The organism is Streptomyces sp. NPDC127190, from assembly GCF_042672505.1.
In the GTDB taxonomy this organism is placed as follows: Bacteria; Actinomycetota; Actinomycetes; order Streptomycetales; family Streptomycetaceae; genus Streptomyces.
The window spans coordinates 465,877-479,428 of the sequence record NZ_JBHXVE010000003.1; the positions used below are offsets into that span (position 1 = coordinate 465,877).

The window sequence follows — 13,552 nt, forward strand, 5'->3', positions numbered from 1 at the left end:
CCCCGGCCCACGCCCGGCGGCCAGGGCGACCCGGGCCCGTGCCCGGCCGTCAGGCGCTGGAGCGGGTGACCAGGCGGGTGGGCAGGATCAGCGGGGTGGGATCCTGCCCGTCGACGAGCGCGACGAGCATGCGCGCCATCTCCCGGCCGAGGGCCGTGATGGGCTGGTGGACCGTGGTGAGCGGCGGATCGGCGATCCGCGCGACGGCCAGGTCGTCGAAGCCGACCACCGCGACCTCGGCGGGGACCGTCCGCCCGGCCTCGCGCAGCACGCGCAGCGCTCCCACGGCCATGTTGTCGTTGGCGGCGAACACCCCGTCCAGGTCCGGGTGGTGGGCCAGCAGCGCGGCCATCGCGGCGGCTCCGCCGGTCTCGGTGAAGTCCCCCTCCTGCGGCGGCAACGGCTCGAGTCCGGCCGCGAGCACGGCGTCCCGGTAGCCGCGGTACCGCGCGCGCCCGGCCTCGGTGTCCAGCCGCCCGCAGATGGCGGCCACGCGGGTCCGCCCGCGCGAGACCAGGTGCTCGGTGGCCTCCCGGGCGCCACCGACGTTGTCGACGTCCACGTACCAGCGGGGAGTCGAACCGACCGGGCGGCCGCCGAACACGACGGGCATCTCCGCCTCCTCGGCCACCCGGGCCAGCGGATCGCCTTCGCGCAGCGCCATCAGCATGACCCCGTCGGCGCCCCGGGACCGGAGGAGTTCGGCCACCCGCTTGCGGCCCCGCTCGGAGGCGGCCAGACACAGCATCAGATGCAGGTCGGCCTCCTCCAGAGCGGCCGACGCCCCCACGATCACCTGGGCGAAGAACGGGTCGGCGAAGATCGAGGGGTCCTCCCCCGAGACGACCAGGGCAGCCGCTCCGGTCTGCCGGGTGGCCAGCGCGCGGGCGGTCGGATTGGGGACGTAGTCCAGCTGCCGTACGGCCTGTTCCACCGCCTCGCGCTTGGCGCTGCTGACGTGCGGGGCGTTGTTGAGGACGCGGGAGGCCACCGAGCGGGAGACGCCGGCGAGCCGTGCCACCTCGTCGAGCGTCGCCTGCCGACGGGGCACGTCTGCCGCCATGGGCCATCCGCCTTTCCGCACCGGGAGCGCTTCCAGTCACAGGACTGTACGACTCACCGTTGCGCGTGGGAAGGGCAGTTGAGGCATCGACTCTTGACAGCTTTACCAGTGCGTAACACGATACCGGCCGTACCCAGAAGGCCCTCCGTGTCACTGGAACCGCTTCCAATGGGAGCGCTCCCAAGCTCGCACCACCGCACTTCCTCAGCGCGTCGCACGCCCGGGACGAGAGCGTGCGGCGCACCCCCACCAGGAAACCGAGGTACCGACATGCGCCGCCACAGGCTCCGTACCCTCATGGCAGCGATAGGCGCTCTGCCGCTGCTGCTCGCCGTCGCACCGTCCGCGCACGCGGCCGACCCGACCACCATGACCAACGGCTTCTACGTCGACCCCGCTTCCAGCGCGAAGCAGTGGGTGGCCGCCAACCCCGGCGACGGGCGGGCGGCCGCCATCGGCGCGGCCATCGCCAACACCCCGATGGCCCACTGGTTCGGCTCCTGGAGCGGCACCATCGGCACCGCCGCGGGTGCCTACGTGGGCGCGGCGGACCAGCAGGACAAGCTGCCCCTGCTCGTCGCGTACAACATCTACCACCGTGACTACTGCGGCGGGCAGTCCTCCGGCGGAGCCTCCTCGCCGTCCGCCTACGCGAACTGGATCTCCCAGTTCGCCGGCGGGATCGCCGGCCGCCCCGCCCTCGTCCTCCTGGAACCCGACTCCCTCGCGGACTACAGCTGTATGACCCAGGCTCAGATCGACGAGCGCCAGGGCATGATCACCGGCGCCGTCTCCGAGTTCGCCCGCCAGGCGCCCAACACCTGGGTCTATCTCGACGCCGGGAACTCCGGCTGGGTGAGCGCCGCGACCATGGCCCAGCGCCTCAACGCGGCCGGCCTGCGCCAGGCCCACGGCTTCTCGCTCAACATCTCCAACTACTTCCCCACGGCGGACAACATCGCCTACGGCAACGCCGTCAACAGCGAACTGAGCGCCCGCTACGGCTACACCAAGCCGTTCGTCGTGGACACCAGCCGCAACGGCAACGGCTCCAACGGCCAGTGGTGCAACCCCTCCGGCCGACGGATCGGCACGCCCACCCAGAAGGGCGGAGGCGCCGAGATGCTGCTGTGGATCAAGACCCCGGGCGAGTCCGACGGCAACTGCGGCGTCGGAACCGGCTCCACGGCGGGCCAGTTCCTCCCCGAGGTCGCCTACAAGATGATCTACGGCTACTGATCCCGGACCCTGCGCCCGGCCATCCCCTTCCCCGCGGCCGGGCGGCGGACCCTCCCCCAGCCATCCCCGACCAGGAGCAGCCATGACACCCTGCAGCCTACGGCGCCGCGCGACCGCCCTCCTCGCGGCGCTCACCGCCTGCGCCGCCTTCACCGCGACGCAGGCGCAGGCCACGCCCGCGCACCACGCGCTCAGCCCGGCCACGAAGTTCTACGTGGACCCGCACAGCAAGGCCGCCCGGCAGGCCCTCGTCGACCTCAGGAACGGCGACACCGAGGACGCCGTCGACATGGCCAGGCTCGCGAGCTGGCCGCAGGCCGCGTGGTTCACCGACGGCACACCCGACGAGGTGCGCGGCAGGGTCCACCAGCTGGTCCGCCGGGCGCACGCCGTCGACCGGACCCCCGTCCTGGTGGCGTACGACATCCCCGGCCGGGACTGCTCGCAGTACTCCAGCGGCGGAGCCGCGTCCTCCGCCGCCTACCGCCAGTGGATCGACGCCTTCGCCGCCGGCATCGGCGACACCAAGGCGGTGGTCGTCGTCGAACCCGACGGGCTGGCCAACCTGCCCAAGGACTGCGGGCCCACCACCGACCCGACCGGCGACCTCACCACCGCCCGCATCGCCGACCTCGCGTATGCCGTGAAGACCCTGAAGGCCAGGTCCCACAGCACGGTCTACCTGGATGCGGGCAACGTGCAGTGGCGGGCGGTCGGCGACATCGCGCAGCGGCTGGAGGACGCCGGGATCCGCGACGCCGACGGCTTCTCCCTGAACGTGTCCAACATGCTCCCCACCGACCACAACGCCCGATACGGCACCTGGATCGCCAAGTGCCTCTGGTACGCCACCGAGGGCCCGGAGCAGGCGCGCGGCCACACCGACTGGTGCGCCAGCCAGTACTACTCGTCCGCCGCCCCCAACGACGGCACCCCCGGCGGCTCCGTCTCCTCCACCGACCCCACCACCTGGCGGTGGACCGACGCCTGGTACGACCAGAACGTGGGCACCCCGCCCGCCGACGAGCTGCGCCACTTCGTGATCGACACCAGCCGCAACGGTCAGGGCGCCTGGAGTCCGGCGCCGGGCAAGTACACCGGTGACCCGGAGGTCTGGTGCAACGCGCCCGGCCGCGGGCTCGGCCCGCGCCCGACCGCCGACACCGGCGTCCCGCTGGTCGACGCCTATCTGTGGATCAAGACCCCCGGCGAGTCCGACGGCAGCTGCACCCGCAACACCGGCGGCACGATCGACCCCGAGTACGGCATCGTCGACCCGCCCGCCGGCGCCTGGTGGCCCGACCAGGCGCACACCCTGGCCCGCAACGCCGTACCCCGTCTGACGTTCAACCGCTGAGCCCGCGCGGTGCCTGCGGCCCGGTGACCCCCGGCGGTCCGGGGACACCGGGTCCGGGCCCGGGCGGGTGCGGCACACCGTCCTCCAGCTTCTCGAAGAAGAACTCGTGCTTGAGGAAGGAGACGTCGTACTCGTGGCCTGCTTGCGGCGGCAGCAGCTGGGAGACCTGGAACAGGCGCCAGCCGTCGTGCAGCGCGGCGAGCCCGGTGGGGTACGGCGGCTCGTCGCCGTCACCGGTCGTCGGACGGGACCGGCCGGTGCCGTCGTACCGGGACCAGCCCACGACATCGGAGTCGAGTGCCGACGTCGCGAGGTAGAGCACCAGGACGTGCTGCCTCATCGGTGACTCCTCAGGGCCGGCCGGTTGCTGACGCGGGTGACCCAGTACTCGACGTCGAAGGAGTCGTCACCGGTCAGGGCGCGCCACAGCAGCACCCGCTGGTGGATCTCCAGCCGGGCCGTGGCCTGCTCGTACCAGGGGAAGTACCTGCCGAGTTCCGCGGTCACCGCGGGGTCGTGCAGGTCGGAGGTGTCCCAGAGCAGCACCTGCGGCACGGTCGGGTTGAGGCGGAGTTTGTACATGAACCGGCGGTCCGCGGTGTCGTTGCGGCGGCCGCTGTGCCAGATGCCGTGGTGCACGAGGACGACCGTGCCGGCCGGGCAGGTCAGCCGCGTCTGCCCCCGGAGGTTCTGCACCCGGCCGATGTCCGTCTCGTTGATCCTGCGCAGATGGCTGCCGGGCACACTGAGCGTGCCGCCCATTCCGGCGGTCACCTCGTGCGGGTAGTACATGAGCTGGATGTCGAAGGCGTCCGGCCGCACATCGATGATCGCGTCGGCGTGCAGGGGCTGCGCCTGTCCCTCGTACGGCTCGCGCACGTGCACCGCGTGGTGGTCGACGGTCGGCCCGGGACCGACCAGGCTCTCCACCGCGCCGGCGACGGCCGGCAGGGCGAGCAGCTGATGGACGAAGGTGTCCTGCGCGAACGCCTCGGCCAGCGGGGTGCCGTACGGCACCGGCGGCAGGCCTTCCGTCAGGGCTGCCAGGGCCCGTTCGTTGATCTCCGGTGGCACCACTGCGTCCAGCCGCACATATCCGTGCGCGACGAACCGTGCCACCTGAACCGAGGTCAGGAGTCGCTTGGTGGTGGGCATGCGACGACCGTACGGGCCCCGGCGGCCCGGGTCGTGGGCCGAAATCGTCCACCGCTGGTAGCTTTCCACCCTCGTGAAGCGCGCAACGCTACGGCTCGACGAGCCGCCCACCGTGGTCGGCGCCGGTATCGGGGTACACGGCGTGGCCACCGCACACGACGTCTTCCGGCTGCCCGGCCTGTGGCAGCTGCACCTCTACGGCTACGACGGCGAGCTGCGCCTCGGCCGGTCGGTGCACACCGTCCGGCCCGGACGGGTCAGCCTGGTGCCCCCGGACACCGAGGTGCACTTCCACTACCGGGGCAGGTCGGAGCATCTCTACGTCCACTTCCGGCTGCGGGACGCCGGAAGCGCACGGGAGGTCCCGGTGATGCAGGACGCCGCGGCCGAGCGTGCGGTCCTGACCGATCTGCTCCGGCACACCGTGACGGCCATGCCGGACTCTCCCGCACGTGCCTCCGCCGAGGTCTGGTCCGCCCTGTGGCGCATCGCCGAGCTGCCGAGGGGCGCCGAAGCCGGACGCCTGCACCCCTATGTGGCCGCCGCCCAGGCCTACCTGGAGGAACACCTGGCCGGGCCGCTGTCCGTACCGGAGGTGGCGCGCGCGGTCGGTGTCTCGCACACCCATCTGACCCGGGTGTTCCGTGCCGAGACCGGCCGCACGGTGGTGTCGTACATCCGATACCGGCGTCTGCAACGCGCCCGTCATCTGCTGTTGTCGTCCACGCTGTCCGTCTCCGCCATCGCCGCGGCCGTCGGCATCGCCGACCTCCAGGCCTTCAACAAGGCCTGCCGCCGGGAGCTGGGCGCGAGCCCGCGTGCCGTACGGGCGGCCGGGCCCGAGGAACCCCTGGGCGCGCCGTTGACATGCCGCTGAGCGGAGCAATCACCGGTGTGCCGGGCCGTGGCGCACCAGGCTGGACGGGTGAAGCACCCAGGGACCGGCCGGGAGCCGGAGGACGCCGCCGACACCCGGGCGCGGCCGCCGGCGCCGCCCGCGTGGCTGCGCTGGCTGCCGGTCCTCTATGTCGTGGTCGTGCTGCTGTTGGAGCCGGTGACTCCGGTGGACTGGCCGGTGAGCTTCGTGCTGATCGCCGTACCCCTGGTGGCCGCCTTCGCCCATGGACCGGCCGGTGTCGCCGCCGCCACGCTGTTCGCCCTCGTCCTGGAAGGGGTGCTGGCCGGCACCCCGTGCTGCGCCGGCCGGGCCGTCGGCTATCTGTGGGACCGTCACTACGTCGCCTCCTATGTGTGTACGGCCCTGGTGGGCGGCCTCGGCGCGATCCTGGCCGCCCACCGGATCCGGCGTGAGCGCACCCTCGCCGATGTGCGCTTCGTGGCCGAGACCGCGCAGCGGGTGCTGCTGCGCCCGGTGCCGCACCGCATCGGCAACCTGCTCCTGGAGAGTCTGTACCTCTCCGCCGCCGCGGAGGCCCGGATCGGCGGCGACCTGTACGAGGCCGTGCCCACCCGGCACGGGGTCCGGCTGCTCATCGGCGATGTCCGCGGCAAGGGACTGCTGGCGGTGGAGACCGCAGCGGCCCTGCTCGGCGCGTTCCGGGAGGCGGCGCACGACGAACCCGATCTGCCCGCTCTCGTCGGCCGCCTGGAGACGAGCATGAGGCGCCGGGCGACGCAGCTCGGCGGCCGGGAGACCGGCGAGCGGTTCGTCACCGCGGTCTTCGCCGAGATCCCGGCCGACGGCCAGGTCGTCCGCATCGTCAACTGCGGCCATCCGCCCCCGCTCTCGCTGCGGGCCGGCGAGGTGCGCGAGCTGGACAGCGGGCGGTCGGCTCCGCCGCTGAACCTGGGCATGCTGGTCGACGACCCCTATCAGGTGGACGCGTACCCGTTCCGCCCCGGTGATCAGCTGCTGCTGTACACGGACGGCGTCACGGAGACACGGAACGCGGCCGGTGTCTTCTATCCCCTGGTGGAGCGCCTGCGTTCGTGGGGTCCGCTGCCGCCGGGGGATCTGCTCGCCCGGCTCCACGACGACCTGCTGGCCTACAGCCACACCGGTCTGACGGACGACACCGCGGCACTCGCGGTCTGTCTGCTGCCCGAGGCGCCGTGAACGGGCCCGGTGCGCGGCCGACGTGGCCGGGCCGTCAGCCCCGCAGGCGGGCCGGGGCGGGGCCGTCGGGGCGGACGGTGATGCCGTACGCCGTCTTGGCGGGGGTGGCCTCGAAGACCGGGACGTGGCTCGGCAGCAGGTGTTCGAGCAGGACGGTCGACTCGCGCAGCGCGAACTGCACACCGAGGCAGGCGCGGGGGCCGATGCCGAAGGGGAAGTAGGCGCCCGGGTGGGAGGGCCGGCCGTCCGGGGTGAGGAAGCGCCGGGGGTCGAAGCGCTCCGGCTCCGGCCACAGTTCGGGGTCGCGGTGGGTGAGGTAGGGGCAGACCAGGATGTCGGTGCCCGCCTCGACGGCGTGGCCGGCGAGGGTGTGGTCCTCGGTGGCGTGCCGGGGCAGGAGCCAGGCGGACGGGTAGAGCCGGAGCGTCTCGTGGACCAGGGCCTGGACGGCCTGCCGGCGTTCCGCCGAGCCTTCGCCGCCCGCGGCCAGCGCGGCTCCACGGGCGGCCGGGTACCGGTCGAGGAGGAGGTACAGCCAGGTCAGCGTGGTGGCCGTGGTCTCGTGCCCGGCCATGAGCAGGGTGACCAGCTCGTCGCGGATCAGCCGGTCGGTGTACTCGGGGTGGTCCGCGGCGGCGTCGAGGAGGACGCGCAGCAGGCCCGGCCCGTCGGGACCTGCCGCGCCGGCCCGGGCGGCGTCGATGGCGTGCCGGGCGACCGCGTCGATCCGCGCGAGATCGGCGGCGACGGCGGCCCGGGCGTCGCCGGTGTCGGCGGGCAGGGTCGGCAGGGCGGTGGCGACGGCGGCCACGGCGGCCAGTTCCCGCTCGGTCCTCTCGTCGAGGGGATGCCCGGTGAGTGAGCGCCAGATGGCGTCCAGGGCGAAGCGGCGCATCTCCTGTCCGACGTCGAAGGTCTGCCCCGTGCGGGCGTATCCGGCCCAGCGCCGTGCGGTGGTCCGGGCGGCCTCGGTGATCCGCTGTGCGTAGCGGCGCATCCCGGTGCCGGTGAACTGGGACTGGAGCAACCGGCGTTGCCGCTTCCAGGCCGTCCCGGTGGCGGCGAGCACCCCGTCGCCGATCAGCAGCCGGGCGCGATGGGAGCGCTTGACGTACAGCTCCGGGTACCGGGCGAGTACCTGCTGGACCGCGAGGGGGTCGGTGACGAGTACCGTGGGGGCCGTCCCGAGCCGGAACGCGGCGACACCGCCCACCTGTTGCCGTACCTCGGACAGCAGCTCGGCCAGCTCGCCCCCGCCCGCGCGCCAGCGCTCCACCAGTCCGGGTCCGGCCTCGGGCACGGGCCGCACCGTCGCGGCATCGCACGGAAGAGCACCGGGACCGGTTTCGACGTCCATGCTTGTCTTCTCCTGGTCGAAGGGGACCGACAGCACGGACTGTACGGGAGCGGACGCAATCGGTGACAGGTCGCCCAGGGGCTCGGCGGTGCGCGGTTGCGACCCGAACCGCTTCCGGCCGGTGGGCCGGGGTGGTAGGACAGGACGCAGTCTGCGCCGGACGGCGCTGGTCCGGTGGGGGGTGGGCTGGGGTGTCCTCGGGCTTACGGGCGTTCGCGCGGCTGGTCACGGCGGCCGCGATCGTCACGGCGTACGTCGCGCTGCACCTGGCGATCACCGCGGGCCTGGACCTGCGGGCCTGCGACCGCTTCCACGGCGCCCCGGCGCGGGCCGCCGCGTTCACCGCCGCGCTGGACCACGCCACCGCGGGGGATGCGTCCGCGCGCGCCCAACTCCGCGCAAGCGAGCGGTGGTTCACGCAGAACGCCCCGTCAGGAGGCAGCCGGAGCGTGGTCTCCGCCGTCGCCCGCGACGCCGAGGCGGGCCGGTTCTCCCCGGCCCGTACGCGGGCCGCCGGGCTGGCGGCCGAGGTCGAGCGGGATCGGACGAGGCTCGCTCACCGGCTGGGCTCGTCGCGGGTGACCGCGCTGGCGTGGGCGGTGCCGGCCGTGCTGCTGCCCGTGCCGGCTCTGTGGCTGCGGCGGCGTCGCCGTTCGGGCGCCGCGGAGATCGTCCGCGTGGTCAACCGCTTCCTCCCGCACCGGCCCTGGTGGCGGCGGCCGCTGTTCCTGGTGGCCAGCGGTGTCGGCTATGTGCTGTTCGCGTCGGGTGTCATCGCCGTCAGCACGGCGCAGCGCAAGGGCTCCGACATGCCGCCGACGGCGTTCATGCTGTCGCTGGTCGGTGGCCTGGCCGCGTTGGGTGCCGGGGTGCTGATCCTGCGCCCCAGCCGCCCCCGTTCGGCGCGCGGCGCGGCCCAGGCGCTGCTGGCCGACGGCCGCCGGCCCGTGCTCTACCTGCGCAGTTTCACCGACGACGACACCACCGCGCAGGTCGACGACTCGGCGGCGTTCATCGGTCTGCACTCGCGGGAGGAGCAGCTCACCGGGGCGTTGGGAGCCGTCGGCCCGGTGATCACGGTGGGCCGGCCCGGGGAGCCGCTGCCACGGCTGGGGGCGGCGCGGTTCTATCTGCCGCTGGACGACTGGCAGCCGACGGTGCTGCGGCTGATGGACCTGTCCCAACTCATCGTCCTGCGGCTGGGCTTGGGCGACGGGCTGTGGTGGGAGATCCAGCAGGCCCGGGACAGCCAGCCGGCGCACAAGCTCGTGCTGCTGGCGCCGGGCGGGCTGCCGGAGGTGGCCGAGCGGCTGGACGAGCATCTGCCGGTCCCGTCCCGGCTGAACGAGCTGGCCGGGGGCGATCTCTGGACCTCCGCCGTCATCACGTTCTCTCCCGACTGGACGCCGCGTGTGCACCCGGTGGGGCCCGTGCCCCGGGCCACGGCCCCGCGGGGAGCGCTGCTGCGTCGCGCCGGAGGCGCCGTGAAGGGGGGCCTGGTCTCCATGATGCTGCTCTCCCCCGCGCACCACGTGGCCCGCACCATGAAGGACGCGCTGGCGTCCGTGGGGGTCTGCAGACGGACGATGGCCTGGCGGGCCACCCTCGCCACACAGACCTCGCTGTGGAAAGGGCTCGCGTTGGTGACGGCCCTGGCCCTGCTGGCCTGGCTCGTGGTCCGGGCGCTGCGCCTGTTCGGCCTCGGCTGACGCGATTCGTTACGGCCGTCCCGCATGACCTCTCGGGAAACCGGGGACACAACTGGGCAGCGGCCCACCGCATCCCGGTCCCGGGCTGTGCGCAGCGGGCCGCCGGTCTTCGGGGGAGGATCATGGACGGTGCACAGCAGGGCGTTCCGGCGAACGCCGGCCCGGTCGGTGTGGAGCGGCGCAGGGAGGTGACCGGTCCGGCCACCGCCGTGACGGTACTGATCTCGCTGGAGCTGGTGCGTGAGGTCCTGGTCACGGTGGCCAACTGGCGCCTCTACTTCGTCGCCCGCGACTATCTGGCCGGGCGGGCGACCAGCGCGGAACTCGATGCCGCCGACTCCGACACCCTCGCACAGCTGGTGTCCTGGCCGTCGTTCGTGGTGATGATCGCGGCGGGTGTGGTGTTCCTGGTCTGGTTGTGGCGGGCCCGGATCAACGCCGAGCTGATGAGCGGTGCCGCCGCGCACCGCCGGTCCCGGGGCTGGGTGGTGGGCGGCTGGATCGGCCCGGTGGTCAACCTGTGGGTTCCGTATCAGGTCGTGTCGGACATCTGGCGGGCCAGCGCCCCGCGGCGGACCGTCCCCGTCACCCTGGTCAACGCCTGGTGGGCGCTGTTCGCGGCCACCATCATCGTCAAGCCGATCCAGTGGCGCATGTCCGCGAGGTTCGACAGCTTGCAGGACGTGCAGTCCAACGCGAACGTGTCCACGCTGCTCACGGCGCTCTACGTGGGCGCCGGTGTGCTGGTCATCCTCGTCGTCAGGCGCATCACCGCGTGGCAGGCCCAGGGTGTCCGGAACGCGGCATGACGGTGACGAACATGGGGAAGGTGGCCGGCACATGGCCGGAATCGGTGACTCCTTGTGGAACGAGGCCATCGACGCGGACCACTACCGGGACACGTCCGCGACGTACCAGGCCGCGGTCTTCGAGCAGTACAAGCTGTGCGTGGAGATGGCCGATCGGGTCAGTGCCCGGCGCAACCTCGCCAACACCTTCTTCCTGACCCTGCACAGCGGTCTGCTCGTCTTCCTCGGCACCTGGCTGTCCCAGGAGCACCACCGCAGGTTCCCGGTCGCGCTGGCCTTCGCGGCTCTGCTGGTCCTGCTGGGCATGTGCGCCGCATGGTGGATCACGGTCCGGTCCTACCAGCAGCTGAACAAGGGCAAGTTCGAGGTGATCGGGGCGCTCGAGGAGCGGTTGCCGGCCCGCGCCTTCGTGGCCGCCGAATGGGGCGCGCTCGGCGAGGGCCGGGACTGGCGTGTCTATCTCCCGCTCGGGCGCGTGGAGCGCTGGGTCCCTCTCCTGTTCGCCGTGGCCTACCTCCTGGGCTTCGCCGCCCTCGCGCGGTGACGGCCGCGGCACCCACCCGCTGCCGCGTGCCGGCTCCCGCTTTCCGTGCCACCGCGGCGGGTTAGGGTGAAGGGCACATCGCCTCGCCGGGAAGCGGGTTGTCACATGGTCACCATCGCCGTCACCGGTCACATGGACCTGGCCGACGAAGCGGTCGGCCCCGTGCGCGCGGAACTCCGTGACCTGCTGGCCGGTCTGCGCGACGACACGCTGGTGGGGCGTTCGTGTCTGGCCCGCGGCGCCGACACCCTCTTTGCCGAGGTGGTCCTCTCGCTCGGCGGCCGGCTGTCGGTGATCATCCCGTCCCGGGACTACCGGGAAGCGGTGGTCCCGCCCGCGGACCTCGCCGGGTTCGACGCCCTGCGGAAGGCCGCCTCCGACGTGGTGGTCATGCCTTACGAGCACGCGGGGCGCGCCGCCTACGAAGCGGCCAATCGCCGACTGCTCCAGGGTGCGGACCGTCTCGTCGCCGTCTGGGACGGCAGCGCCCCCACGGGCCGCGGCGGCGGTACGGCGGACACCGTGGCCGCGGCCCGCTCGGCCGGGCTGGCCGTCGACGTCGTATGGCCTGTGGGTGCCGTGCGGTCCGGCAGCTGACCTCCCTACACGTCAAGTGTTTGTCCGGCACATCCTGTTCGCACATCGTTCCGCTGAAGCGAAGTACTTTTCCTGAAGCGAAGTACTTTTCCTGTCAACCGAGATTTTCACCGTTCAATTTGTCACCCGTGAACCGGCGATGCCGCGCACCGGCACATGCCAGAGCGTCGATCAATTCGCATATTTCGGCTCCCACGACCAGACTGAAAAAAGGTGCCGAAATATCGAAAAAAGGGGGCTGACATGCCCGTGAACCTCGACAACACAGCACCGCTGTCATGGAAGAACGCCACCGGCGACGACGCCACCATGCTCCAGCACTTGCAGCCGAACATCCTCAAGGGGCATGTCCGCGACCGTCTGCACATCCTGATCCTCGGGTTCGCCGACGCGTCAGCGGGCCGGGCCTTCCTGTCCGGTCTGGTCCCCCTCATGAAGTCGGCCAGGACGGCGCTCGAAGAAGCGGACGCGCACAACCAACACGGCACGAACGGCACCCCCTATGTCGGCGTGGGGCTGTCGGCGCTGGGCTACCAGGCGCTGGGACTGGACCACGTGGAGTTCCACGACGATGTCTTCAACAAGGGGATGAAAGATCCCGAGTCCGTGGCCCGCCTGAGCGATCCCGAGACCACGCAGTGGCAGCAGGAGTACCAGGAGAAGAACATCCACGCCATCGTCCTGGTGGGCGACCACGATGACGACCCTGCCGACGCCCGGCTCGCCGAGGTCAAGGCGCTGCTCACCGATTCGATCACCGTGATCGCCGAGGAGACCGGCCAGACCCAGCGCGATGACGCGGGCCGCGGGATCGAGCAGTTCGGCTATGTCGACGGGCGCAGCCTGCCGCTGTTCCTCGCCGAGGACCTGGACGCGGAGCGCGACACGATGGACGGAACCGACGTATGGAATCCGTTCCTGTCGCTGGGCCGGGTGCTGGTCCCGGACCCAGGGGCCCCCGACCCCGGCACGGACTTCGGCAGCTACTTCGTGCTGCGCAAGCTGGAACAGAACGTGCGGGCCTTCAAGGCGGCCGAGGAAGAGCTCGCCAATACCCTGAATCTCACCAATGACGACCGCGCGCGGGCCGGTGCGATGTTCGTCGGCCGCTTCAGGGACGGCACCCCGCTCACTCTCCAGCCCAAGGCCATAGGCCACACGCCGGTGATGAACAACTTCACCTACGACCAGGACGCCGACGCCCACAAGTGCCCGTTCCAGGCGCACATCCGCAAGACCAACCCACGCGGGTCCGGCCAGTTCGAGGATCCGGAGGGGGAGAAGCGGCATCTGATGGCGCGGCGCGGACAGACCTACGGGGACCGGACGCCGGGCGTCGACCCGGAGAGCGGCGTCGGCCTGCTGTTCATGGCGTTCAACTCCGAGATCGACCAGCAGTTTCAGTTCGTGCAGCAACTGTGGGTGAACAACCCCGGATTCCCCGGACACGGCCAGGCTCCCGAGCCCGGCGTCGACCCGGTCATCGGCCAGGGCAGCCGGCCCCCGCAGTCATGGCCGCTGGTCTGGGGAGAGGACGGGACGCAGGAGACCCCCGCTCCCACGCAGGCCGTGACCATGAAGGGCGGCGAGTACTTCTTCATGCCCTCGCTGCCGTTCCTGAGCAGCCTGTGACGACCGCGCGTCC

Annotated in this window: 13 protein-coding genes; 9 read left to right on the forward strand and 4 right to left on the reverse strand. The window is 72.1% G+C overall.

Annotated features, from left to right (window positions below; all coding sequences use genetic code 11):
• Nucleotides 1–49: 49 nt before the first annotated feature.
• Nucleotides 50–1,063 carry a LacI family DNA-binding transcriptional regulator gene (locus tag ACFVIU_RS07900; protein ID WP_385841298.1) on the reverse strand — a complete coding sequence of 338 codons (1,014 nt, stop codon included), beginning with the start codon at nt 1,061–1,063 and terminating at the stop codon, nt 50–52.
• Nucleotides 1,064–1,360: 297 nt separating this feature from the next.
• Here ACFVIU_RS07900 and ACFVIU_RS07905 point away from each other — a divergent pair, with 297 nt between their 5' ends.
• Together ACFVIU_RS07905 and ACFVIU_RS07910 are read left to right on the forward strand one after the other, a co-directional pair.
• Nucleotides 1,361–2,302: a glycoside hydrolase family 6 protein gene (locus ACFVIU_RS07905; protein ID WP_385841300.1), complete on the forward strand. Its 942-nt coding sequence runs from the start codon at nt 1,361–1,363 to the stop codon at nt 2,300–2,302.
• An 82-nt stretch (nt 2,303–2,384) separates the two neighbouring features.
• Nucleotides 2,385–3,659 carry a glycoside hydrolase family 6 protein gene (locus tag ACFVIU_RS07910; protein WP_385841301.1) on the forward strand — a complete coding sequence of 425 codons (1,275 nt, stop codon included), beginning with the start codon at nt 2,385–2,387 and terminating at the stop codon, nt 3,657–3,659.
• Here the strand turns inward: ACFVIU_RS07910 and ACFVIU_RS07915 are convergent.
• Nucleotides 3,649–3,999 carry a hypothetical protein gene (locus tag ACFVIU_RS07915; protein ID WP_385841302.1) on the reverse strand — a complete coding sequence of 117 codons (351 nt, stop codon included), beginning with the start codon at nt 3,997–3,999 and terminating at the stop codon, nt 3,649–3,651. The two genes, ACFVIU_RS07910 and ACFVIU_RS07915, sit on opposite strands and share 11 nt — an antisense overlap.
• The gene (locus ACFVIU_RS07920) at nt 3,996–4,814 is read right to left on the reverse strand and encodes a phytanoyl-CoA dioxygenase family protein (RefSeq protein ID WP_385841303.1); all 819 of its coding nucleotides are present in this window, start codon (nt 4,812–4,814) and stop codon (nt 3,996–3,998) included. The genes ACFVIU_RS07915 and ACFVIU_RS07920 overlap by 4 nt, the downstream gene beginning before the upstream one ends.
• Before the next feature lie 73 nt (nt 4,815–4,887).
• Here ACFVIU_RS07920 and ACFVIU_RS07925 point away from each other — a divergent pair, with 73 nt between their 5' ends.
• On the forward strand, nt 4,888–5,691 hold the full coding sequence (locus ACFVIU_RS07925; RefSeq protein ID WP_385841304.1) for a helix-turn-helix domain-containing protein: 804 nt from the start codon (nt 4,888–4,890) through the stop codon (nt 5,689–5,691).
• A gap of 126 nt (nt 5,692–5,817) precedes the next feature.
• Nucleotides 5,818–6,891, forward strand: a complete 1,074-nt coding sequence (locus ACFVIU_RS07930) for a PP2C family protein-serine/threonine phosphatase (RefSeq protein ID WP_385841358.1) — start codon at nt 5,818–5,820, stop codon at nt 6,889–6,891.
• A 34-nt stretch (nt 6,892–6,925) separates the two neighbouring features.
• Here the strand turns inward: ACFVIU_RS07930 and ACFVIU_RS07935 are convergent, their stop codons facing one another.
• Nucleotides 6,926–8,248: a cytochrome P450 gene (locus tag ACFVIU_RS07935; protein WP_385841306.1), complete on the reverse strand. Its 1,323-nt coding sequence runs from the start codon at nt 8,246–8,248 to the stop codon at nt 6,926–6,928.
• 191 nt (nt 8,249–8,439) lie between these two features.
• Here ACFVIU_RS07935 and ACFVIU_RS07940 point away from each other — a divergent pair, with 191 nt between their 5' ends.
• The 5 genes from ACFVIU_RS07940 to ACFVIU_RS07960 all read left to right on the forward strand — a co-directional run bounded on the left by ACFVIU_RS07940 (nt 8,440) and on the right by ACFVIU_RS07960 (nt 13,539).
• On the forward strand, nt 8,440–9,957 hold the full coding sequence (locus ACFVIU_RS07940) for a transferase (RefSeq protein WP_385841307.1): 1,518 nt from the start codon (nt 8,440–8,442) through the stop codon (nt 9,955–9,957).
• A gap of 122 nt (nt 9,958–10,079) precedes the next feature.
• The gene (locus tag ACFVIU_RS07945) at nt 10,080–10,766 is read left to right on the forward strand and encodes a DUF4328 domain-containing protein (RefSeq protein ID WP_385841309.1); all 687 of its coding nucleotides are present in this window, start codon (nt 10,080–10,082) and stop codon (nt 10,764–10,766) included.
• 31 nt (nt 10,767–10,797) lie between these two features.
• Complete coding sequence (locus tag ACFVIU_RS07950; protein WP_385841310.1) at nt 10,798–11,310, forward strand: hypothetical protein; 513 nt, start codon at nt 10,798–10,800, stop codon at nt 11,308–11,310.
• 105 nt (nt 11,311–11,415) lie between these two features.
• Nucleotides 11,416–11,907, forward strand: coding sequence for a hypothetical protein (locus tag ACFVIU_RS07955; protein WP_385841311.1), 492 nt, complete (start codon nt 11,416–11,418; stop codon nt 11,905–11,907).
• Between the two features lie 243 nt (nt 11,908–12,150).
• Nucleotides 12,151–13,539: a Dyp-type peroxidase gene (locus ACFVIU_RS07960; RefSeq protein ID WP_385841312.1), complete on the forward strand. Its 1,389-nt coding sequence runs from the start codon at nt 12,151–12,153 to the stop codon at nt 13,537–13,539.
• Nucleotides 13,540–13,552 lie beyond the last annotated feature (13 nt).